Origin of the sequence: Arachidicoccus ginsenosidivorans (assembly GCF_007971385.1) — a bacterium.
Classification (GTDB): domain Bacteria; phylum Bacteroidota; class Bacteroidia; order Chitinophagales; family Chitinophagaceae; genus Arachidicoccus; species Arachidicoccus ginsenosidivorans.
The window spans coordinates 2,365,586-2,389,566 of sequence record NZ_CP042434.1; the positions used below are offsets into that span (position 1 = coordinate 2,365,586).

Annotated in this window: 18 protein-coding genes; 14 read left to right on the top strand and 4 right to left on the bottom strand. The window is 41.7% G+C overall.

What is annotated here, in order from left to right; translation table 11 throughout:
- Positions 1–8 precede the first annotated feature (8 nt).
- The 14 genes from FSB73_RS09490 (at position 9) to FSB73_RS26590 (ending at position 19,200) form a co-directional block, all read left to right on the top strand.
- Entirely contained in the window at positions 9–1,391 is a 1,383-nt protein-coding gene (locus FSB73_RS09490) for an FGGY-family carbohydrate kinase (protein WP_146781289.1), read from the top strand.
- 122 nt (positions 1,392–1,513) lie between these two features.
- On the top strand, positions 1,514–2,656 hold the full coding sequence (locus FSB73_RS09495; RefSeq protein ID WP_146781291.1) for an alpha-hydroxy acid oxidase: 1,143 nt from the start codon (positions 1,514–1,516) through the stop codon (positions 2,654–2,656).
- Positions 2,657–3,184: 528 nt separating this feature from the next.
- Positions 3,185–6,433, top strand: a complete 3,249-nt coding sequence (locus FSB73_RS09500) for a SusC/RagA family TonB-linked outer membrane protein (protein ID WP_146781294.1) — start codon at positions 3,185–3,187, stop codon at positions 6,431–6,433.
- Positions 6,434–6,452: 19 nt separating this feature from the next.
- The gene (locus FSB73_RS09505; protein ID WP_225974666.1) at positions 6,453–8,117 is read left to right on the top strand and encodes a RagB/SusD family nutrient uptake outer membrane protein; all 1,665 of its coding nucleotides are present in this window, start codon (positions 6,453–6,455) and stop codon (positions 8,115–8,117) included.
- 199 nt (positions 8,118–8,316) lie between these two features.
- Positions 8,317–9,690, top strand: a complete 1,374-nt coding sequence (locus FSB73_RS09510; RefSeq protein ID WP_225974667.1) for a glycoside hydrolase family 28 protein — start codon at positions 8,317–8,319, stop codon at positions 9,688–9,690.
- Positions 9,691–9,794: 104 nt separating this feature from the next.
- Positions 9,795–12,932 carry a DUF4450 domain-containing protein gene (locus FSB73_RS09515; protein WP_225974668.1) on the top strand — a complete coding sequence of 1,046 codons (3,138 nt, stop codon included), beginning with the start codon at positions 9,795–9,797 and terminating at the stop codon, positions 12,930–12,932.
- Positions 12,933–12,955: 23 nt separating this feature from the next.
- Positions 12,956–14,566, top strand: a complete 1,611-nt coding sequence (locus tag FSB73_RS09520; RefSeq protein ID WP_146781297.1) for a family 43 glycosylhydrolase — start codon at positions 12,956–12,958, stop codon at positions 14,564–14,566.
- Positions 14,567–14,734: 168 nt separating this feature from the next.
- On the top strand, positions 14,735–16,030 hold the full coding sequence (locus FSB73_RS09525; RefSeq protein ID WP_146781300.1) for an IS5 family transposase: 1,296 nt from the start codon (positions 14,735–14,737) through the stop codon (positions 16,028–16,030).
- Positions 16,031–16,070: 40 nt separating this feature from the next.
- On the top strand, positions 16,071–16,349 hold the full coding sequence (locus tag FSB73_RS09530) for a transposase (RefSeq protein ID WP_146781302.1): 279 nt from the start codon (positions 16,071–16,073) through the stop codon (positions 16,347–16,349).
- 46 nt (positions 16,350–16,395) lie between these two features.
- A complete protein-coding gene (locus FSB73_RS09535) occupies positions 16,396–16,776 on the top strand; it encodes a fibronectin type III domain-containing protein (protein ID WP_146781304.1) in 381 nt (126 codons plus the stop codon).
- Positions 16,777–17,119: 343 nt separating this feature from the next.
- Complete coding sequence (locus tag FSB73_RS09540; protein ID WP_146781306.1) at positions 17,120–17,737, top strand: hypothetical protein; 618 nt, start codon at positions 17,120–17,122, stop codon at positions 17,735–17,737.
- Positions 17,734–18,174, top strand: coding sequence for an RNA-guided endonuclease InsQ/TnpB family protein (locus tag FSB73_RS09545; RefSeq protein WP_146781308.1), 441 nt, complete (start codon positions 17,734–17,736; stop codon positions 18,172–18,174). The genes FSB73_RS09540 and FSB73_RS09545 overlap by 4 nt, the downstream gene beginning before the upstream one ends.
- Entirely contained in the window at positions 18,152–18,742 is a 591-nt protein-coding gene (locus FSB73_RS26585) for a glycosyl hydrolase family 28 protein (protein WP_158639479.1), read from the top strand. Before FSB73_RS09545 ends, FSB73_RS26585 begins: the two co-directional genes overlap by 23 nt.
- Positions 18,631–19,200: a glycosyl hydrolase family 28 protein gene (locus tag FSB73_RS26590; RefSeq protein WP_262712624.1), complete on the top strand. Its 570-nt coding sequence runs from the start codon at positions 18,631–18,633 to the stop codon at positions 19,198–19,200. Before FSB73_RS26585 ends, FSB73_RS26590 begins: the two co-directional genes overlap by 112 nt.
- A gap of 119 nt (positions 19,201–19,319) precedes the next feature.
- On the opposite strand, the gene rhaM is transcribed toward FSB73_RS26590, so the two are convergent.
- The 4 genes from rhaM to FSB73_RS24670 all read right to left on the bottom strand — a co-directional run bounded on the left by rhaM (position 19,320) and on the right by FSB73_RS24670 (position 23,811).
- Complete coding sequence (gene rhaM, locus FSB73_RS09560; RefSeq protein WP_146781314.1) at positions 19,320–19,643, bottom strand: L-rhamnose mutarotase; 324 nt, start codon at positions 19,641–19,643, stop codon at positions 19,320–19,322.
- A 67-nt stretch (positions 19,644–19,710) separates the two neighbouring features.
- Positions 19,711–20,850: a glycoside hydrolase family 88/105 protein gene (locus FSB73_RS09565; protein ID WP_225974669.1), complete on the bottom strand. Its 1,140-nt coding sequence runs from the start codon at positions 20,848–20,850 to the stop codon at positions 19,711–19,713.
- Positions 20,851–20,905: 55 nt separating this feature from the next.
- On the bottom strand, positions 20,906–23,392 hold the full coding sequence (locus tag FSB73_RS09570; RefSeq protein ID WP_225974670.1) for a glycoside hydrolase family 2 TIM barrel-domain containing protein: 2,487 nt from the start codon (positions 23,390–23,392) through the stop codon (positions 20,906–20,908).
- 41 nt (positions 23,393–23,433) lie between these two features.
- Entirely contained in the window at positions 23,434–23,811 is a 378-nt protein-coding gene (locus FSB73_RS24670) for a hypothetical protein (protein WP_225974671.1), read from the bottom strand.
- Positions 23,812–23,981: the final 170 nt, after the last annotated feature.

The window sequence follows — 23,981 nt, forward strand, 5'->3', positions numbered from 1 at the left end:
AACAGATTATGGACAAAATACCAGTCATTGCATTATTTGATATAGGGAAAACGAATAAGAAAATCTTTTTATTTGATGAGCATTACCGGATTGTTTTTGAAAAATCCGAATGTTTACCAGAAACCAAAGACGAGGATGGTTTTCCCACCGAGGATATAAACAGCCTGAAGGATTTTATATTAAACGGTTTAGAAGAGTTACTGAAGAAAAGAAAGTTTCAGATTAGAGCGGTCAATATCAGCTCTTATGGTGCCAGCCTGGTTTACATTGATGAAAAAGGGACACCAATAGCGCCTTTATATAATTATCTAAAACCCTACCCTAAGGATTTAGAAAAAGAATTGTACGACGGTTACGGCGGGGCAGATAAACTGGCACTTAAAACCGCTTCTCCTGCCTCAGGCAGCCTGAACGCCGGCCTTCAATTATATCGAATCAAGCGCGAACAACCAGACTTATTTAAAAAAATACATTATGCGCTGCATTTGCCGCAATATCTGAGTTCACTGATTACCGGAAAATACTATTCAGATATTACCAGTCTGGGATGTCACACCCAGCTTTGGGATCTGGGCAGGCAGGATTACCATAGGTGGGTACTGGATGAAGGACTTGATAAAAAACTGGCGCCCTTATTTCCTTCGGATCAGGTATTGCCTGCTACGGAAAATAAATACGGGATTGCTGCCGGTATAGGGCTGCATGATAGTTCTGCAGCGCTCATTCCCTATTTGGCTAATTTTACGGAACCCTTTATTTTGATTTCTACCGGAACCTGGTGTATTAGTTTGAATCCTTTTAATCATAGTTCGCTAACGGAGGAAGAGATCAGGCAAAATTGTCTGTGTTATATCAGCTATAAAGGTACGCCCGTTAAAGCAGCCAGGCTATTTGCCGGCTATGAGCATGAACAGCAGGCTAATCGTATTGTGGCACATTTTCATGTGACCATGGATACTTTAAGGAATGCAGAATATGACAGAACCGTTATCAATAAACTAAATAGCTCCAAAATCCTGGATGGCAATAGTTTTGAAGATATCTCTTTAGATAATTTTGAAAATGCAAAAGAGGCCTACCATGCGCTGATGATGTTTATTGTTTCAGAACAATTTACCAGTACCTCCATCATCTTACAAAAAGGCGTTACCAAAAAGATATTTGTGGATGGCGGTTTTGGTAAAAACGCCATCTATATGAATTTGTTAGCTGCCGTTTTCCCAGAAATTGAGGTGTATGCGGCTTCTATGGCACAGGCAACGGCGCTTGGTACAGCACTCGCGATCCATGAAAGCTGGAATAACAGGCAATTACCCAATGATATCATTGATCTGAAATATTATTCAGCGCCTTTTTATGCAATTTCTATGAAAACCTGTGCGACCGACTGAAAACGCAACAAAGCATAGGCTTGCTTAGGTTTGATGAGGTTTATTAAATATTTTTCGGTGAATCGGATTACATTTGCATAAATTGGGCTGTTCACCAAAATACGCCGTTTTATTAAAAAATTATGGATACGCGATATAATACCAATTACCCCTCAGTAGATTATCTAAGGGCAAAAGCAAGAAAAAAAATACCTGGTTTTGCTTTTGATTATCTGGACGGTGCCTGTAACGAGGAAATTAATCTGGATAAGAATACAAAGGAATTAAGAGAAGTAGAACTGTTGCCTTATTATCTATCTGGTAATAAAGTACCGAATTTGAAAACAGAACTTTTTGGCCACGTTTATGACGCCCCTTTTGGGATTGCGCCGGTTGGATTACAGGGGCTTGTCTGGCCAGGTTCTCCAGAAATCCTGGCCAAAGCAGCTTTTGAACAGAATGTGCCCTTTTGTTTAAGTACGGTGTCCACCAGTTCCATAGAAAAGGTGGCAGAAATTACAGAAGGTAAGGCCTGGTTTCAGCTGTATCATCCTCAAGAAGATGATCTGAGAGACAAAATCTTGAAACGCGCAGCAGATAATTGTCCGGTGCTTGTTATCCTAAGTGATGTACCAGCATTTGGATATCGTTCCAAAGAGATTAAAAATGGCCTTTCTATGCCGCCCAGAATGACGCTGCACAATGTCCTGCAGATTATGGGCCGTCCACATTGGGCTATCCGCACCTTACTGCACGGCACCCCTAAATTTGAAACCTTACTTCCTTATATCCCCAAGGGGATGAATATGCATCATCTGGGGTTGTTTATGAATAAAACCTTTAATGGCAAACTGAATCTGGATAAAGTCGCGGCACTCCGGGATAAATGGAAAGGAAAACTGGTCATCAAAGGCATCGTTACACAGGAAGATACGGAAAAGGTGGTAAAGCTGGGACTGGATGGAATCATTGTGTCCAATCATGGTGGCCGACAACTAGACGCCGCTGAGTCTTCCGTTCATTCGCTGCAACGAGTCTTGACTTACAAGGATAAGATCAAAGTTATGATCGATAGCGGTCTGCGTTCCGGTCCGGATGTCGCCCGTGCTATGGCAGCTGGTGCAGAGTTTACCTTTATGGGACGTTCCTTTATGTATGGTGTCGGGGCTTTAGGTGCCGAGGGTGGAACACATACGATCAATATTCTAAAAAATCAATTGCGTCAGGTAATGATCCAGTTAGGTTGTGAATCGACAAAGGATTTGCCGAATTTTATCGTGAAATAGCTAAATAACGGTCGGAAGAACTGTAAAAATAAGTTTCAGGAAATTTTTAAAAATTAAAAGCGGAAGCTGTGTTTATTTAATAAAACACAGCTTCCGCTTTTTAGTGCATGCTTAAAAATATTTTTTAAAATCTTTTTAAGGATAAGAATCCACTTTTTGTGAAGCTTTCTTTTAGAACTGATTGATTGATTTTTTCTTAATTATTTTCCGAGCAATCGGTTTTATTTGTTGCGTAGGATTCCCGGCAACGATTGCATAATTATCCGACTAAAAGCAGGATGGTACAGGATAGTTCCATCTCTACACTTACATATCTTCGTTAGCACATGCACATTTATTAACGTCACCTCTCAAAATAGTTAAAAATGTGGCAGGATGGCCTGAAAGCGGCTAATAATGATTGAATTGAATGGATTAAATGTTTGACAGATTAACCAGTTATTATGGACACAGGCTGTCATCCAATTTGAATTGTATTATCTTATTTTTTAACGCGTTGCAAACAAACATCAACACAATTTTTTAACAATGAAAAACAAAATCCTTTTTATACAAGGGTTGTTTCTGATGGCAATAACCTTGTTCGTGCTGAGCCCCGCCAGAACGTTGGCTCAAGAGGTGCAGACAATTAATGTGAAGGGAATCGTGGTGGACGAAACTGGCCAGCCTTTACCAGGTTCAACGATCCAGCTAAAAGGCAAACAGCAATATAAAATAGCAGATTCCAATGGTGCTTTTGAAATGTCGGTGCCGCAAAATGCCTCCCTGATTGTGACCAGTATTGGCTATCAGAATCAAACAGTAAGCGTTACAGGGGAAAGCATCAAAATTGTAATGCAGCCTGCTGTCGTGGATGCTGATTCGGTCATCGTTATCGGATATGGTTCCGTTAAGAAAACTGATTTAACAGGCGCTGTTGCCAGGATGGATGCTAAGGATATTAAAGACCGGCCGCTAGCCCGGGCTGAATCTGCGCTGCAAGGTAAACTGGCTGGTGTGACTGTTCGTACAACAACCGGTGAACCAGGCGCTGATATGGAAATCCGGGTGCGTGGTGCGGCCTCCGTCAATGCAAGCTCTGATCCGTTATATGTGGTAGACGGGGTGCCGATTAATACGCTGGCTGGATTAAATCCGTCAGACATTGCCTCTATTGAGGTTTTGAAAGATGCAGCCTCTGCGGCCATTTATGGATCCCGCGGTTCCAATGGTGTGGTCATTGTCACCACCAAAAGAGGTAAGAGCGGTAAACCCAAGATTGCCTATAGCCAGACCTATGGGATTCAGTCTCTGGAAAAGAAGCTGGATATTTTGAGTGCAAAGGAATGGATGGAATTCAGGATCAAATATAATGATGCGGTTTATTTAAAGGATGCAGCTGCTAAGGGCGTCACCGGAGCGTCCATTAAAGATGACAATGCAACAAGACTGGCGAATTTAGGCATTGAAGAGGGAAGTGCCATTTCTTTTAATTATGTTTTTGACGATCGTTGGTTTAATTACGTAAGCGACGCTACAAAATCTGCACATACTTATACTGCGGATGCCGGGAGTCTGGATCTGTTGGATTGGCAGGATGAGTTTTACAGACATGCACCTATCCAGGATTACAATGTAAATGTTTCTGGCGGATCGGACAATACCAGGTATCTGTTTTCCGGCGGCTATATGAAGCAGCAAGGGATTGCTACTGGTACAGATTATGACCGCTTTACCTTCCGCATGAATATTGAATCCAAAATCAATAAGTTCCTTACAGCGGGCATGACCCTGGCTCCTACCTTTATTCGTCGGGATGGTTCCGGCAGAGCCAACGGTAAAGACGCTCAGACGCACCATGTTCTCTCTTCTACTCCAGTCTCAGAACTGGGGGTTGGTTATTTAACCAATGTTGAACCGAATGAAAAATACGACTGGGCTGGTTCAACATCAAGCCCTACTTTTATCATGAGTACCAATATTCGTCATGATGAATATCTACGCATTATGGGTAACGCCTTTGTGAGGGCAACACCGCTGGATGGATTAAAAATAGAGTTATCAGCCTCCACAAATTATTATGATCTGGGCGGGTCTACGTATTCATTTACCAGTACCAGCAGTAACTGGGCAAAAGGCGAAGGCTCCAGTTCTTCCGGAGCGCACAACACAGCGCGCACCTGGAATACATTACTGCAGGCACTGGCTAATTACGATAAATCCTTTGGTAAGTCTTCTATTAGTGCTATGTTGGGCGCTTCTTCAGAGCAAAGCAATATTGGATTTTCAACGAATCAATCTTTTAATAAGCCATTCCCTAATGATGCTATTCTGTATTCATTTGATGGAAGTACATTGACGGTAGGGACCTCCAATGTCACTCAAGCAACGCCTAATAAACTAAACTCTGCCTTTGGCAGGTTTGCCTATAACTATGACAGCAGGTATTTGCTCTCCGCCAGTCTGCGTTATGACGGGGGCTCTGTATTTGGTGCGGAAAATAAATGGGGTTCTTTTCCCGCCGTTTCTGCGGGTTGGGTTATCTCCAATGAAAATTTCTTTCAAAACATGGGTCTATCCTGGTGGAACACTTTTAAATTAAGGGGTAGTTATGGTGTCACAGGAAACAACTCGATCAGTTCAACGGCTGCTTATGCCTCACTCACGGCTGTGACTTATGGTGGTGCCGCTGGTTATAGTGCCAACTCTTTGGGGAATCCAGACCTGGGCTGGGAAAAAACGCGCAGCACGGATCTGGCCGCAGACTTAGGCTTTTTGAACAACAGATTGCAATTATCACTGGATTGGTATACAAAAGTTACCAAAGATCTGCTTTATGAAGTGCCTACCATGGGTGCTTCAGGATTTACAACCACATGGGACAACCTGGGATCCATAGGCAACCATGGCTTTGAAATCGAGCTGAATTCTGCGAATACAACGGGTGCCTTTAAATGGAATACTTCCTTAAACGTCGCCTTTAATAATAATAAGGTAAAATCACTGGGAACGGACAATACGCCTGTATACTCTGGATTTGATGGTAATAATCCTTCTAATATTTTGGAAGTGGGCAGACCGATCAATACTTTTTATATGTATGATGCGGTGGGCGTGTGGATGAACCAAAAACAGATTGACGATTATAGTGCCGCTCATGGCGGTACACCCGTCACCTTTGAAGGCAAAACAATCAAACCGGGTGATATCAGATACAGAGATGTAAACGGGGATGGTATTTTTACCAAAGAGGATGACAGGGATTATTTAGGCAGCCCGACCCCTACGGCGGTATATGGCATGACCAATACCTTTTCTTATAAGAATTTTGATCTGTCTATATTACTTACGGCACAGACCGGTGGAAAGATTTTTGGTGTAATCGGTCGCGCCATTGACAGACCCAGTATGGGCGCACTTTCTAATATGATGGGCAGATGGCGTAATGCCTGGTGGTCTGAGGATGATCCAGGTGACGGTAAGACACCTTATATCCTTAGTACCACTACCGGTACAACGCTTGATTCCAGATGGTTATATTCTTCTGATTACCTGAGAGTTAAAAATGTGACCTTGGGTTATACCATTCCTTTCAAAACCAAGACGATCTCTAATGCCAGGGTATTTGTCTCTGTTGAGAATCTGATCAAATGGGATGGTTATTATGAAGGTTATTCCCCCGAAGCGGCCAATACGGCTTCCAGCTCTGTACCGGGCGGGCAGAGTGCGCTTGGATTGGACTATGGTGGTTACCCGATTCCAAGGATTTGCACCATGGGGATAAATATTACTTTCTAACCTTATTAAATGAATTATAATGAAAACGATATTCAATAGTAAGACGCTGTTATTTGTTGCTACAGCATTAATGATGATCACCTCCTGTAAAAAGGAGTTGAATGTACCTCCTTCTAACTTACTGAGTTCAGACGGGTTCTATCAGACGCCAGCGCAATCTGAACAAGGGATCATCGGTATTTATTCCGGACTTAGAAATCTGGCCAATGATGAATACCTATATATGTCTGAGGTTCGCTCTGATAATGTCTGGGTGACGCCGATCTCAGACGGTTTACGCGATTATACAGAGATCGCTACTTTTAGGGCAGGTAATGATATTGCGACCTTTAATAGCGTCTGGAATGAATGGTATAAAGTGATTTATAATGCCAATGTTGCCCTGGCTAAGATCCCTGGGTGTGATTTTGGCACGAATGATAAAATGAAAAATCAGTTCTTAGGGGAAGCGCATTTTCTTAGAGGCTGGGCGTATTTTGAACTGGCCAGACTTTTTGGGAATATACCCTTGATTGACAAAGAGATGAGCCCTGCTGATGTAAAAAATGTGCCACAATCAAGCGCTTCAGATATCTTGAATAAAATTGTTATCCCTGATCTAAAGCAATCAATTGATTTGCTGCCGGTTTCTGCTGACATGGTGGATAATACGGGTAATTCCATTGCTAAAAGTGGCCGGGCAGATAAAATCGCCGCAGAAGCAATGCTGGGCAGGGTATATATGACCATGGCAGGCTTTCCTTTTAATGATAACAGTGCATTGTCGCTCGCTGAAACAGAATTAAAAGCTGTTTTGGATTATTCCAGTAGCAATGGGGATAAATACTGGGCGCCAGACAGTACGGAGTGGCGCAAACAGTTTATGCCTACAGATGACTATTATAACAAATATTCCATCTTTGCGATTCAGTACCGTACAGGCGGTACCGGCAATACGGCGATATTTGATTTTAGTCCGGCACTGCCACTTTCTTACACTACTCAACGCATATTTGGCAATTCGATCTTTGTAGAGAAGACCTTGATGTATGATTTTGATAAAGAATATACCACAGGTGGTAGTACCCATAGGGATGCACGTGGATATAACTATTCCATTCTGACGGGTTTTGCCGCCGAAACCAATTTTCCGGCCTATACCCAGACAAAGGACACCTTGAAACTCTCGGATGGCAGTATCGTTAATGTGGACACCCGAACTATGTTTTATAAATTTATGCCTTCAATTAGAAAAATCGCAGCTTTGGGCATGTCTATCGATGCGGAAGCGGATATGAAAGATTATAATGACTGGGGAGTGAATTTGCCCATTATTCGGCTGGAAGATGTAATGCTGATGTATGCAGAAATTCTTTCCACTAAAAATCCGACAGGGGCTATGGCCATTGTCAATAAGATCAGAGAACGTGCGGGTTGTACAGCTGAAACGGCTAGCAGCGCAGCGCAGGCATTGGCCTATGTGAAAGAAGAGCGCAGAATAGAACTGATGGGGGAAGGCGTCAGGTGGTTTGATCTGGTGCGTTGGAATGAGTGGAAATCTGCCACCATTACCAAGTTTAACCGGTACAATAATCCAGACGGAACCGATGTGGCCAATGTAAAAGACGGTCGATATCTATATCCGATTCCACTCGCTCAGATGCAGGTGAAACCTGGTTTTTATACCCAAAATATCGGGTATTAATACTGAATATATTTAATATTAAAAGGTGGTTACGGAAGTTGAAGGCTCACAGCGACTACTTTGGCCACCAATTAAGCACTCTGGCCATTAATTTGATTAACTTTAGCCAAATTATAAATTAATACAAGGGCGTAATCGACGACTTATTTTATAGGGATTGATTTGTAATCAGATTTCTTCATCCATAAAAACTTAAATTTTGACGCAAAAACTAAATAGAGGCAGGCATATTTTTAGTCGACACTTCTGGAGGACGACGACCTTTTTAATAGGAATTTTGTTATTAGGAAGTTGCATAGTGAATGCGCAAAATAATTTCCCAGACGGCTCGGCTATCCCAGCGTGGTTCTCCGAGACCACAGTGCCAGCGCTAGATCAAATGGGTACACAATACGACCTGTATAAAAACGGCGTGACAGCAGACAGTACAGTGGTACAGACGGAAAAAATACAGGCGGTCATTGACAAGGCTTCCGCTGCAGGTGGAGGGGTAATTGTGCTGCCAAAAGGCGTTGTACTCACGGGCTCTTTATTTTTTAAGCCCAATACAAAGTTATATATCGCCAAAGGTGCTACACTTAAAGGAAGTGATGATATCTCTGATTTTAAAGTCATCTCCACCAGAATTGAAGGCCAGACTGTTAAATATTTTGCGGCAATCATTAATGCGGACCATGTAGACGGGTTTTCACTTACTGGAGGTGGAACGGTAAATGGAAATGGTCTTCGTTATTGGAAGGCATTTTGGCTGCGGCGCAAATGGAATCCAAAATGCACCAATATGGATGAGCAAAGACCGCGGTTACTATTTGTATCCAACTGTAAAAATGTATTGATCGCAAATGTCAGTTTGATTAATTCTCCATTTTGGACCTCGCATTATTATAAATGCGAACATCTTAAAATACTGGCTGTCCATATTGCTGCAGGAACCAATAATGGATTTACCGTAAAGGCGCCAAGTTCTGATGGTATTGATCTGGATGTTTGCCAAAATGTATTGGTTAAGGGTTGTTATGTCTCTGTCAATGATGATGGTCTCTGTCTTAAAGGCGGGAAAGGCCCCACGGCAGATAAAGATCCCAACAATGGTCCGAATAAAAACATTATTGTTGAAAATAATACGTTTGTGAATTGCCCTGCACTGACACTGGGTAGTGAATCAGTTTTTACTTATAATGTCATTCTACGCAATTGCGTGGTGAATGGCGGTAGGGTGTTTTATCTTAAAATGCGCCCTGATACCCCTCAAAAGCATAATTATGTTTCTGTATATGGGATAACCGGCAATGCCAGTACTTTTTTTGAAATCAGTGCCTGGCGGCAATTTTTTGATCTGAAAGGTCACAAGCCGCCACATTCCTCTGCCAGTAATCTGACGATCAGAGATTGTAACGTGCACTGCAAGACCTTTATTAAAATTGACAGCTCTGATCAATATACACTCAGCAATTTTACCCTTGCAAACCTAAAAATTAAAAGCCCGGGAAAGACATATTCGGTGCCTGATTTTATTGGCAACCTCCAGTTAAAAAACATCGAGCTGGATGGCAAAGACTGGCCCGCTCGTTAAACACCGATAAATGGGATTAAGTAATATTAAATGCTAAGAATGCCATCAAGTTAGCGCTATATTTTGATGCTGGTTTTCTGCACCCTAAAAAGAGGCTATACAATATGAGTATATTGAGGAAGATTATATTAGCGGGGATTATCTGTATTTCTTCGGTTGTTTTAACGACAGCCCAGACAGGAAAAAAAGTGAGTGATGTCCCTGGAGGGGCCGCACAATTGAACCACAACCTTAAAGCTTCACGGCCGCTTGCGTATCAGCCTGAAGGGAAAGGCTTTGTTTCAGTTAATGGGCACAACCGCTATACCCGTGCTCTTTATGGAAGCCCGACGCTTTTTCGCATTGAAACCAGTGACCGGCCGGTATTTGCGACCTATAATAAAAATGTCAACAAGCATATCAGTTTTAAATTAATTGTGGATGGGAAACCATTTGCACTGGACTTAACGAGCTATTGTAAATCTATTTATCTGCCTGGCAGAAGAGATTATTTAGTTAGGGATAAGAATTGGGGTAAGGGACAATTGAAAGTGTCCGTTAATGCATTTTATGACAAAGAAGGCGGCGTCTGGAAGTTTGATCCAGTGAATTTACCGACAGGCAGCAAACTGATTTGTCAGATCTCAGAAATCAAATCCTCCAAACTCCATCGAAGTGGAGATCTGGGAGTAGATCCGGTAGATGCTTTTGATGCACCACTCCATCCAAAGAGGTTGAAGACGGTAACGGTGGATATTCAAGATGAGCCCGTATATATTGCTTTTATAAATGAAGATTTGGAGCGTCTTGAACCATCTACGGGTCTTTCGGCTTACCAAAAGGCAGATGTGACGAGGCTGCAAATTGCTAACACCCTACAGATTCATACACCCGATCCTTATATCAATACCCTGGGTGGCACCATTGCTATGGCAGCCGATGGTATCTGGGATGGTAATGTGTGGCTGCATGGAGCTATTGGTTGGCGGATGCCGCTGCCAGGCTGGCGCGCTGCTTATGTGGGAGATGCACTAGGGTGGCATGATAGGGCTACAGTGCATTTTGATAATTATGCCGCTTCCCAGGTGACTGACGTGCCATGTACACTGCCACAGCCGCAGCAAGACACCTTACTCAATCTGACCAGAGGGGTAGAAAAATGGGGTACGCCCATGTATAGCAATGGTTATATTTGCCGCAACCCCAGAAACAACCATCAAATGCACCATTACGACATGAATATGGTGTATATCGACGAGTTATTATGGCACCTTAACTGGACCGGAGATCTGGCGTATGCCAAAAAAATATTTCCGGTAATTAAACTCAGCCTGCAATGGGAGAAAAGAAATTGGGACGCGGATGGTGACGGTCTCTATGATGATTATGCCGGCATCTGGGCATCGGATGCACTGATGTATAATAGTGGCGGGACAGCAGTTGGTTCGGCCTATAACTATAGAGCCAATAAGATGGCCGCAGAAATCGCTACGTTAATAGGAGAGGACCCAACGACCTTTAAAAAAGAAGCCGAAAAGATTAAAAAGGCTATGAATGAAAAACTCTGGCTTAAAGATAAGGGCTGGTGGGCAGAATATGTGGATTTGATGGGTAAACAGTTGGTACATCCCAGCGCAGCCGTCTGGTCTATATACACGCCCATTGGCATGGGAGCCGGAACCCCTTTCCAGAATTATCAGGCAACAAGATATATTGATCAGTATATTCCACATATCCCCGTGCTAAGCAAAAGCTTTTCTAAGGGTGCTGATTATAGCACCATTGCTTCTTCCTCCTGGATGCCTTATTACTGGAGTGTCAATAATGTAGCATTTGGTGAGGTCGGTAATACCGCCTTGGCTTATTGGCAAGCCGGTAGGCCTGATGCTGCCTATAAACTATTTAAAAGTGCAGTATTGGATGGGATGTATCTGGGTCGCTCTCCAGGTAACATTGGGCAGATCAGTTATTATGATGCAACGCTTGGAGAATGCTACCGGGATTTTGGAGATGTAATTGGCGTTTACAGCCTGGACGTAGTGCAAGGACTATTCGGAATTTATCCAGATGCGCTAAATGGAAAACTGGTTATTAATCCAGGTTTCCCATCCGACTGGTCGTTTGCGAATATTAAACAAAAAGATATTGATTATCAATTTAAAAGAGATGGGTCAACGGATCATTATATTGTTGCATGCCGGTTTAAAAAGCCCTTGCAACTTAGCTTACAGGTGCGTGCGCCTCTGGATCAATTAAGCGCCGTTACGGTGAATGGGAAAAAGGCCGACTGGAAGATCATTGATGGCATTGGAAGGCCACTAATTGAAATTAACTGCGGAAGCGCAAATGCTTATGATATTAAGATTCAGTGGGGTGGTAATAAGATCGCTCAGGTTACTGAGTCGACTAAAGGGGTGGAACAAAAATTTTTGAAAAAACGCCAGGGTAACCTCTGGTGGTGGGAACCTACCAGTCCCCAGCAAGTAATTTTCCCTGATTTTAGCCAAAATGTAATGGCAAAATTGGAGAAAACACCGCGGCGACAGTACGCAGAAGTAAATATGGATCAACAGTTGAATGCGAACGTTAGAGATATATTTACCAACAAATATCTATCACCAAGGTCTCCATTTACCACCTTGCAAACGCCAGCTCAAGGAGTTGGAGAGTGGTGTGAGCCTAATCTTACTTATAAGATAGATGATAGCGGACTACGGGCGGGTGTTACGAATCACACATTTATCACGTCACTGGGCATCCCTTTCCGGTCACCTAAAACCGGAAAGAATATCGCATTTACAACACTTTGGGATAATTATCCAGATTCGGTCCTCGTTGGCCTGAAAGGTAAAGCAAAGATGGCTTATTTGCTGATGGCCGGCACCACTGGTCCTATGCAATATGGGATTGAAAATGGACTGGTGACTGTTAGCTACAAAGATGGTACAAATACCACACTGGCCTTAAAAAATCCTGAAACCTGGTGCCCAATTCAAGAAGATTATTATACAGATGGACTGGCTTTTAATATCCGGGCAGTAAGGCCTTACCGGTTGGGTTTTAAAACTGGAATTGTAAGCCGGGATATGGCAACTGCAACAGGTATAAAACCAGGTGAGGTTTCCAGAAGGGAAATTAAAGGTGGTGCCGGTGTCATTTTGGCGATACCGCTGGATAAAAACAAGGAACTCGCATCCATAAAATGGGAATCTATTGCCAATGAAGTAATCGTTGGCATGATGGCCATTACCCTTGAACGCTAGCTCTAATTTAAATATTTTGGCTTATGGATTTTTTTCAGTGGTCTTTAAAACAACATGTACGCCTAGTTTTTACGCTCTGTGCATTAGGCATTGTGGCATCTACTTCCGCTCAACTACGAAGTATTAAAAATGATACTTTCTGGCAAACAGTAGATGGAAAGCCACTATACAGTCAGGGCGGCGGCATCTTTCAATTTAAAAATCCAACTTCCGGTAAACTTAGTTATTATTGGTATGGAGTTCATTATAAAGAGGCCGATAAGTACAAAACTGATCCGTCAGTGACCTTACCCAAAAGTACCTTTCAGGCAGTTACTTGTTACAGCTCGGATAATCTGGTGGACTGGCACTTTGAAGGAGACGTTTTGGATCAAGAAGCGCTAAGCAGAGAACGGCCGACCTGGGTAGGTCGGCTCGGTGTTGCCTATATAAAAGAACTAAAGCTATACGCCATGTTTGTACAACATGGCCGTCATGTTTTAATTACAACATCCGCCTCGCCTACTGGCCCGTTTAGCTGGTACCGTCAGTTGGATATGACCGCCATGATAGGTACTTCTAATACAGGTGATCAGACGGTTTTTACTGATCCAGATACGGGAAAGTCTTACCTGATCTATTCTTATGGAAGGGGACGCAGTAAAATTTATGTATCTGAGATTGGTGTGAAAAACGGGCAGATTGGACTTTTGGATTGCTCAGAAATATACCATGGCGCAGGCAGAGAGGGGAATTGTCTATTTAAGTACAAGGGTCAATATTATATGTGCGCCTCCAATCTATATGGTTGGGACGGGTCATATCCGTATTATTTGGTATCGGATGATATTAGGGGGCCTTATACGCCGATCAATAATATGCTCGTTATGAACGGCGCTGCCGAAGATTATGCCCATATTTCTCAAACTGGATTTTTTGTGACAGTCAAAGGCAGTTTAAATGAATCTGTCATTTACTGTGGCGACCGCTGGTCTGATTTTGCAGGTAATGGCTTGGGGTACAATGTATGGTGTCCGCTTTCTTTTAAAGATGATCAGCCTTGGTTTAATTCGGTAAGTTCCTGGAAAATGGATGTACATACAGGTAACTGGGCAGTAGGGATTGATAATAATTATGTCAAAAACGGAAGTTTTGAGGCGGATAGGCGTCATATACCTAGCCCAGTAAAGCCAGTGCAAGCGCAATTATCAGGCTGGGTGTCAGAAGTCATCAAGGGTAATCCTATTAGGGTAGGTGAACCCAATTCACCTGTACTTAATTATTTTAATACCAGCCAGGACAGAAAATTCGTGACAGGTGAAAAAAGCCTTGCTATCACTGATAACCGGGATTTTATCAGACGGGTGTATCAGAAAATAGCGTCAACTGATCAGGTTCCGCTGCCAGATGGTTATTATGTAATGTCTTTGAAAATAAAAGCAGGTAGCCAAAGTGAATTTAATAGCCTGAAGATGTATGCTATTAGTGAGGGAACTATAAGCCGGAAGGGGTTAAATAAGTTGAAGGGCGATTGGGAGGAAGTGCAGTTAAGACATATTCCTATTAAAAACGGTCAAGTGGAAATCGGCGTTGAAGCAGATGGCACTGCGGGTGCCTTTTGCTATATTGACGATATTACGCTGGTCAGGCAGTAGCGTGCAGGTGTCTTAGCGCTTATATTTTTTATGGCTCTTACGTAAATGAGGAATTACCGGGAGATAGAAGTTCACCTCCTATTTATAAATAGAGTCTGCTGAACAACTGACAAATTATGTGTAAATTGAGGTTTCAGAAGATTTTTCATTAAAAAAGTGCAAGGTTTTATGCGTGGAAGTTATAAAAAGCGTGCACCATCACCGGTCTATAGCAGTCCAAATCAGCTAAGTTTTGAGGGTTTTGAGACCCCTTTTGAGCAGCATTTAGACGTGAATAATCGGTGGATTTTCCTGGCGAAGCATATTCCCTGGGATCGGATTGTTGGTGTATATGACAAGGTATTCAGCTCCACTGAGGGTCGGAAGCCCCTGAATGGCAGGTTAGTTCTTGGTAGTCTAATGATCAAACATCTTTGTAAACTATCAGACAGAGAGACGATCGCCAGCATTCAGGAAAATATGTATATGCAATATTTCGTGGGCTATACAAGTTTTACCAGAAAGGCTCCATTTTCAGCTACCCTTTTTGTTGAGTTTAGAAAACGGCTCACGGAGGATTTGCTTGCAAAAATAAACGATATCGTAGCCACGCATGCGATCAACTTTGAAGCAGGTCAGCATGTAGAATTTCCTTCAGACGAGCCAGGCAAACCTGACGATAATTCACCTTGTGAAACCGAACCCAGTGCTAAAATATCCACTACTGAGAATGAAGGATCTCAAGAAGGGCAACTCTTAAAAGAAGCTCTTAAGGAGCAGGAAACCGGTAACGGTGAGGAGATAAAAAATGAAGGTCAACTCCTAATGGATGCGACCGTAAGCCCCCAAAACATTGCCTACCCGACAGATTTAAAATTATTAAATGTTACTAGGGAGAAGTGTGAGGAATTGATTGACAACGTTCATATCCCACAGTTGCATGGCAAGAAGCCAAGAACCTACAGGAACACAGCAAGGAAAGAGTTTTTGAACGTTTCGAAAAAGAAACGAAAATCTAAAAATTTAATTCGCAGTGCGATCAGAAAGCAACTTGGATATATCAAACGTGACCTAAAGCATATTGAGACGCTGTTGGCAAATAGTAAGCATAATCCATTAACCCAAAAAGAGAGAGAATATCTTGAAACGATAAAAAAGATCTATGCACAGCAGCTCTATATGTATGAGAACCGTACTCATACAGTCGAGGATAGAATCGTTAATTTACATCAACCCTATGTACGCCCTATTGTAAGGGGAAAAGAAAAAAGTAAGGTCGAGTTTGGAGCCAAGATCCAGGCCTCTTTAGTAAAGGGATTTGTATTCTTAGACCATATAAGTTGGGATGCATTCAATGAAAGTTCATACCTATTAAATTCTGTAGAAAAATATAAAAAGCAGTTCGGCTATTATCCTTATGAAGTACTAGCTGATCAGATCTATTGTACGCGGGAGAATCGAAAGTTACTTAAAGAAAAAACATAAAACTTGTTGCGAAACCTTTAGGTCGTCCATCCGCAAGGCAGTGAAAAATCACGTAAGACCGGGCGAAAGAAATCCAAAAGAGGGAAAATTTGGCCAAGCAAAAACCAGATATGGCCTGGACAATATAAAAGCCAAGCTGGCCAATACAAGTACTTCATGGATATCTACTATAGCCCTGGTGCTAAACCTGGTCAGGATGACCAGGCAGGCACCTGTGTCCCTACTATTAAGGATACAAAATTGGCTAGCCTATCAAGTTAGCAAGTTAGCCGGAAATTCCAAAATTATAAATAATTATAATATATCAATGACCATCTAGCGGTGAGTTATTGAGCAGACTCTAAATAGTTTAAACAGAATTTGACATGCGACGTATTTTATTTTTATTGATGGTCTTAATCAGCGCGCAGGTTTTGGCTGCACCGGCAAAGCCGATTAACTTAATGATTGCGGCGGGCACTATTAGCGCTAAGAGTGTTACTGTCGTTTGGGATAAGCCAGAGGTTTATAAGGATATTATCCGGTATCATTTGTATTTAAATGGAAAACAGATTGGTACAACCAATAAATGTAATTTTAAACTGGATGATTTGCATCCTGCGTCCAATTATAAGCTTACCATAAAAGCCGAAGATAAAACAGGTGCACTTTCGGCCGCATCAAACAGGGTTAAATTTACGACGCAAAAAGTGGGTAAGATCTTGAATATTGTTGATTTTGGGGCGAAGGGGATAACGTTACTTTAAATACCAAGGCGATTCAAAAGGCGATAGATGCTTGTCCAGTCTTCGGAACGGTTCTTATCCCTAAAGGAACCTTTGTCAGTGGGGCGCTGTTTTTAAAAAGTAATATGACGCTTAAAATCGAAAAAAAAGGCGAATTGAAAGGGAGTGGTCATTGTCTCTTTTCTTGGGTTGAAACCACCGCCTTTAGGCGGAGGCTTAAGCTCAAGAATTGGCTTGAAAAATAATTGTAGTTATTTGTGCTAAATATTTGTGTATACTAAAATAATTATCTATCTTTGTCAAAGATATGGTAGTTGTAGCACAAATAAAGTTAGTTCCAGATCGTGAGCAATTTGATCTGTTAATGGAAACATTAACGGCAATGAACCTTGCATGCAACCAAATATCAGCGGTGGCTTTTGATAACCAGTGTTTTAATAGAATAAGGTTGCATAAGCTAACTTACTACGCTATACGGGAGGATTTTGGACTTAAATCCCAAATGACCATTCGGGCTATTGGTAAGGTTGCAGATGCATACAAGGTTAAAGCCAAAAAGGCTACAGGTCCAATCGATACCCAAAGAACCTTTAGATTAAAAGGGGCGGTAGCATTTGACTGTCGTATGATCAGCTTTGATCTCTCCAGTGATAGTTTAAGTATACTTACGCTTGAGGGAAGGCAAGTAATGAAATTTGAGGTTGGAGATAATGCCCGTAATTTGTTGGCATTTCAAAAGGGAGAATCAGATTTGTTTTTTCGTAACGGTCAATTTTTTTTAAATGTCAGTTGCGATATTCCAGAACCGGAATTAATAGATCACGAAAATGTGATCGGTGTTGATTTGGGCATCAATCAGCTCGCGACCTTATCTACTGGCGAGTCTTTTGATGGTCAGCAGACTGAAAAGGTACATAAAAAAAACCAAGCCAAAAGAGCTGGTCTTCAAAAAAGAAGACCCGTTCCGCAAAAAGAAAATTGAAAAAAAACTCAGGCAAAGAGAAGCGTTTTAAAAGGAATGAGAATCACATCATAAGTAAAAGAATAGTGGACGAGGCCAAACGCACCGGATCTGCAATAGCGTTAGAGGATCTAACAGGTATTCGCAGACGGCAAAGGGTTCGCAAGAGCCAACGTTCCAGATTTTCTGGTTGGGCATTTCATCAATTACGCCAATTTATCATCTATAAGGCTAAGCTGGCCGGAGTACCTGTATTTTTGGTACCGCCAGCCTATACTTCCCAAAGATGTCATAGATGTGGACATATTGAAAAGGCAAACCGGAAAACTCAAAGCGAATTTGTGTGCTGCAGCTGTGGTCACGGTGACCATGCGGACAAGAATGCAGCATTAAACATCGCCGAATTAGGCTGCAGTCAATCAGCCCATGGTCGCGTTGTCGGATTTATCCGACAGTAGTGGCAAGCCCTCGCCTTCTAGACGAGGGAATGTTGACTTAGAAGATTATTTACCTATGATCCATAACCGTTTTGAGGGGTGGGAGCTGATGAGTTATGCTAGTCTAATCAATGTAGGTGTAATGAATCATAATGGCGGTTTTTCCGTAGAAAATTTGAGGATTTGTGGCCAGGGTGCTATTACAGGAGCAGGAGGCGCATTAGGAACTGCCATGCAAAATAAAAGTGGTATAAGAAGCAGAGGGAGACTTATTTTATTGATGAATTGTAAAAATGTGGATCTCCAGGGATTGACCATTCAAAATTCACCTTGTTGGACCATCCAGTATGTTTATTGCGAGGGCGTTAGCCTGCACGGTCTGGATATCAAAAGTACAGCTCATAATGGTGATGGGATTGATCCTGATTCCTCTGATGATAGTTTTATTTTTAATTGCTGCTTTTCTACCGGGGACGATTGTATTGCTATAAAATCTGGGAAAATCCTGAAGGTAATAGGATTGGCAAGCCAACCAGAAGGGTACGTATTACGGATTGTAATTTTATTAAAGGCCATGGCATCTCAATAGGCAGTGAGATGTCAGGAGGTGTTAGCGATGTATTGGTGCGTGATTGTCAGGCAGGGCCTTTACTACACGGGTTACAAATTAAAGGAACAAAGCAAAGAGGAGGATATGTGAAAAATGTACGGGTATTGGACTGTCAGTTGCAACAAATTACCATTTTCTCCAAATTGCCTTATAATAATGATGGTCAGGCAGCCCCTGAAATACCGACCTTCTCGGATTATGTATTTAATAATCTGGATCTTAGTTCCTCTAAACAAAAGGGTCCAGCTATTGATATACACGGGTTTGAAGATCCGAACCATAAATTGCGTAATGTTATTTTTTCTGACGTGTTATTGCCTGCAAATGCCACAGTGTCGGTCAATGACGCGGAAGATGTAATATTTACGAATGTATTGACAAAGGATGAATCAAAACCTACCTATACTTTAAAGGATTCCAAGAATATAAGGTATTGAATGGATATGGTTGATTAGGGGAGGTAAAAATGAGCAATTGTGTATTAATTATTAATACACAATTGCTCATTTTTATTAGACACCTACCATAATGGTAATCAAAAAGAATATATAGCTGCTTAAGCTAAATAAAACACTTCTTCAAGAGGGATGCTCACAGGAGAGTGATCATCATTTGTCTCCATTATATCCATCATATAAGTCCACCATTTTTTCATGATTTCTTCGGATTTTAAATCCTCTAAACGCTCCGGAACTACAACGGATAATACGGCGAATAGGATATTGGTTTCATGATCAAGGAAAATGGAATAATCGCTAATACCATAGCCTTTCAAAAGTTGAGATAGCTCCGGCCATATAGGATTGTGTCTTTTTTTATATTCGTTTGCCTGACCGGGGTTTAGCTTCATCTTCGAAGCTAATTTAATTGTATTAGCCATTTCTTTGATTTAAATGGGATTAGAGAAGTGAGTTAAACATTTGAGTTGGTCAAAATCTGGAATTATATTAAAGTTTATACACTTCAGATCCTGCCAAAAGAAAGCAGCCTAACCCGAAATCTTCAAAATCAGGTACATGATCGTAACCAACTGGCTGGCTATCCTTAGGCTCTTTGCCGGTTCCTTGTACATTTCCCAGGAATCCATTGGGGTGTACACAACTATATAACATGGCCCAGGCCTTGGCTATTGGCTTTTTAAAAGTTTTTTTCTTTAAAATGCCATTGTTGACACCCCAAGCCATGGCATAAGTAAATAATGCGGTTCCTGTTAACTCTTTCCCGCCAAAGTGTGTTGGGTCAGCCATACTTACATTCCAATAACCCCCTTTGTCCTGGTATATTAGGATGGCATGCATCATATCTTTATAATCCTGCATGTAATCGTCATAATGTGGCGTCGATTTAGGTAACCCGTCCAGCACCCTTACCAGTGCAGCTGCTACCCAGCCGTTGCCACGACTCCAATAACAATCTTTACCGTTTGGCTCCTTATAAGGGGGCATAAAATCTTTGTCTCTCCACCATAAATGGCTTTTGGTGTCATATAAACCTCCTCCATTTAGTTTTGACCTTGTGTAATCATACATTTCCCACATTCTGTTATAATAAGCCTGATTACCGGTGATGTTACCGAGCCTGGCAAAGATGGGCATTCCCATCTGAATGGCGTCAATCCAACTCCAATCATCGATTTTGTCGGTTGTTAACATGTGATCGATGGATGCTTTTATATTGGACATGAATGAAGTGTCCTTTTTTAGCAGTGCAAGGTCAATATAAGTCTGGCCTGCACATTGATTATCAGCATTTCTGGTTTTGATGCCGTCTCTTAAATTCCAGTCATGTGCCTGACCCCAGTCCATTGCATATTGAATATATTCATCTTTGGGATCGATCTGGTTAAAGGCCATGAGTCCTTCATAATAAACAGCCCTGGTCCAGATATGGCTGGGCCAACTTTTGTGCTTGGAAGGGACATAAATAATTTTGCTTACGTCTTGCCATTTATTCATAAAATAATGGTTGGCCAGCTCAAGCGTTTTAACGATTTGGGTTTTGTTATTAATAGATTGCCCGTTTGCAAAACAAGGCAACATAAATGCGAGCGCAATCAACCCCAGAAAATTATTGAATATTTTTCGCATAATACAACTGATATTTTAATGGATTATTAATTTAATATTTGAATAAACAAGGAAACTATTTTGTGATAATGGATTTAGGTTTTAACTCATCGGGACTATCCTTTGCGTGTGGATCAAAAATATAGTTGGATGGTTGAGTTACCAAATCTTCAATTAGCTGCAGGCTGATCTCCGATTCAGGTTTAAACTGGCCAGAGTTCATATATTTTTCCAAGCTATATAACAGCTGCCTGCCTGCAGGATTGGATCCATTGTTAGCTTCAATGTTTAAACTATTGACGATAATTTTACCTTTACCAACTTTAGCTTCAAAAAGTGAGGCGAGTCTTCGGTTTAAAAACCATGTATCAATAGGCTGGACCAGTGGCTTAAACCCTAATGGGAACTGCTCCAGATGCATGACTTCCTGATTGTTGACAAGTTGCCACCATTGCAGGTCGCTGTGATAGCTGGTGGGAAAATATTTAAAGGCTGGACTTTTGGGATCCAGTATAAAACCCAAGGTGTGGGGAGGTCGCATCTTGAACCAGGATGTATTCCAGAATACGGGCAGAAAATGCTGTTTAATTTCCCGGCCTTTTGTGATTTTACCTTGTAGATTAAGCAGGACTTTCCCCCCTTCGTTTAAAACAGCTTTCGCCTTTTGATCGAGTTTTGTGGTATAATAAATTTTACTGGTGTCGAGACTCGGAAGTGTTTTGGGGAATACCCAGATATTCCAGTCATTACTATAAGCTGTACCTAGTATTCTGACGGTAATTTTTAATTTTTGGGCGCTTTGAATATTACTCAGTGGATAATTGATTTGGCCCAAAGGCGTATTGGTGCCGGCAATAATGTCTTTTTGGAAATCACCCTTTTGCAGGACGGAGCCATTGGAATCTTTGATTGTCCAATGAATGGTTGCATTTTTCAGGTCTGTTTCACCATAATGATAAATTTCAACGGCGCCATCAAAAGTCTGGTCATTGGTATAGACAAAACTGTTTGTACGCAATAAAGGAACGGTACTATTACAGAATCTGGAAAATTCATGCGCGTCGACATAGCCTTTTTCTTTCCAAAATGCATTTAGTACACCCACCAGGGCCGTGCCTTGTCCCGAATAGTCATTGAGTGATAACATTTGAAATCCGCCGTTATCGGGTGTCCTCAATGATTTCTCTATTTCATTTTTGTAACAGAGTACCTGTAATTTTCCGGAAGCCATTAAAAAAGATTGTGCTTCACTTCCCATTCCCTGATCTTTAAGAATATCTTGGAACATCTTGAAATTGAGCGCCTTATAAAGACCTGTATATTGGCTGATCTCTTTAAAATCAGGAAATGCACACCACTGACCTAATTCATGGGCCACATAAGGCACGGGGTAGGCTTTAATAGCCTTAGTGTAGTCGGATATACTTTCTGGCTGATGGTTATTCCAATTGAGGTTCCTAGCACCGGATTTAATCATATATTGATTGGCTGGGACAATCGGCCAACTCATAGCAACAGAGGCTCCCGTATATACTCTCCTATTGTCCCGGGCTTCCCAATAGTGAATGAACCTCGTCAGATATTCCACCTGATGACCGCCCCTTGGTTCGTTGCCATAGGCCAACATGCAATAAGATGGGTGGTTGCCGTAATATTTTTCCATTCTGTTGGTCTCATCAAAAATATATTGATCAACGGGTTTGCCATCTCCTAGCGATGTTCCATGGTTGGCCCAGCTTGGACCTTCAGGTTGAAGATAAATACCCACAATATCTGCTGCTTCAAAAGCTGCTTCGGGCGGACAATACGAATGGAAACGCATATGGTTTAGTCCATAGCTTTTACAAATCCTAAATACTCGGATCCATGCAGCTGTATCCATTGGGGGATAGCCGGTTAAGGGGAATACACAGTTTTCCACCGTACCACGAAGAAAGGTTGTATGACCATTGATCTTGAATTGCTTGCCCTGAATATTAAAATCACGCATACCAAAGGTGACCTGCTTTGTTGATTTACTGCCGTCTTTATTAATTAAGGTGGCTGTAAGTCTGTATAAAGCCGGATGAAATTCGCTCCATAGCTGCATCTTTTTACCCATATCATAATTGATCACAAGTGAATCCTTAGACGTACTATCCGAAATATTAATAGTAAGCGGTTTTATGATATCGCGGTTCGGACTATTGAAACTTTTTGCAGAAATAATGACCGATTTAGCTTGGTTTAATTTACCCGAAATGGCTAAATGGACCGATGCCAAGTGATTTTTAATGTCAGGAAAGATCTGTACCCCTGCAATAGAGGTTGCGGGGAGGGCTCGTAGCTCCATTTTTCCAATGATACCGTTCCAGTTGCCCTGGGTTTGATCCGTTACACTGTGTGAATCTTTGCCGACATTGATGGTTGTTTTCAGGCTATTATCTATACGGATGGTTAAGTTGTGTTTGCCGGGCTTTGCAATAGCAGATAGATCATAGACATGAGGAGCAACAAGACTGTTCTCTGAGCCTAAAAGCTTTCCGTCTAACCAGACGGTTGTTTCAATATGACACCTTTCCAAAAAGAGCTGAATATGCTGCCCGGACCAGTTTTCGGGAATATTTATCTCTTTTGGTACCAGGCAGCCCCTGTGTAATGATATTCTGGGGTTAACCAGAATGGAAACATAGGGATTTTCTGATTTCTGTATTTAGCCATTCGTGGGTTAAAATACCAGCTTGAGTCATAAATACTGGCTGTCCACTGCGTCTGTAAGGAAACTGGATCACCCTTTTTATTCTCCAACATGGAACCAGGTAACTCTACCGATTCTGAAAGTGTTGTATTATACCATTTTTGGCTAATTCCCTGGTTGACAGGGTCAATGGCAAAATGCCATTTACCGGCAACTGAAATGATATTTTGAGCCTTTGTGTAAACGGGCACAATGATTATGCAAAGGAAAATAGCGATTAATATTCGATAGGTAATTTTGCGCATGGAATGGTTTTATAAAATGGAAATATCCCTGTACCCTGGTAAAAATAATAACAAACACTGGTATGTCCATCCTGTACTGTCCTGTTCGATATTATATGCAATAGTTTATTAAAGTGAGTGATTGACACGCTTTCGAAAAGTAGTGATTCTTTATGTCATAGGGGTGACAA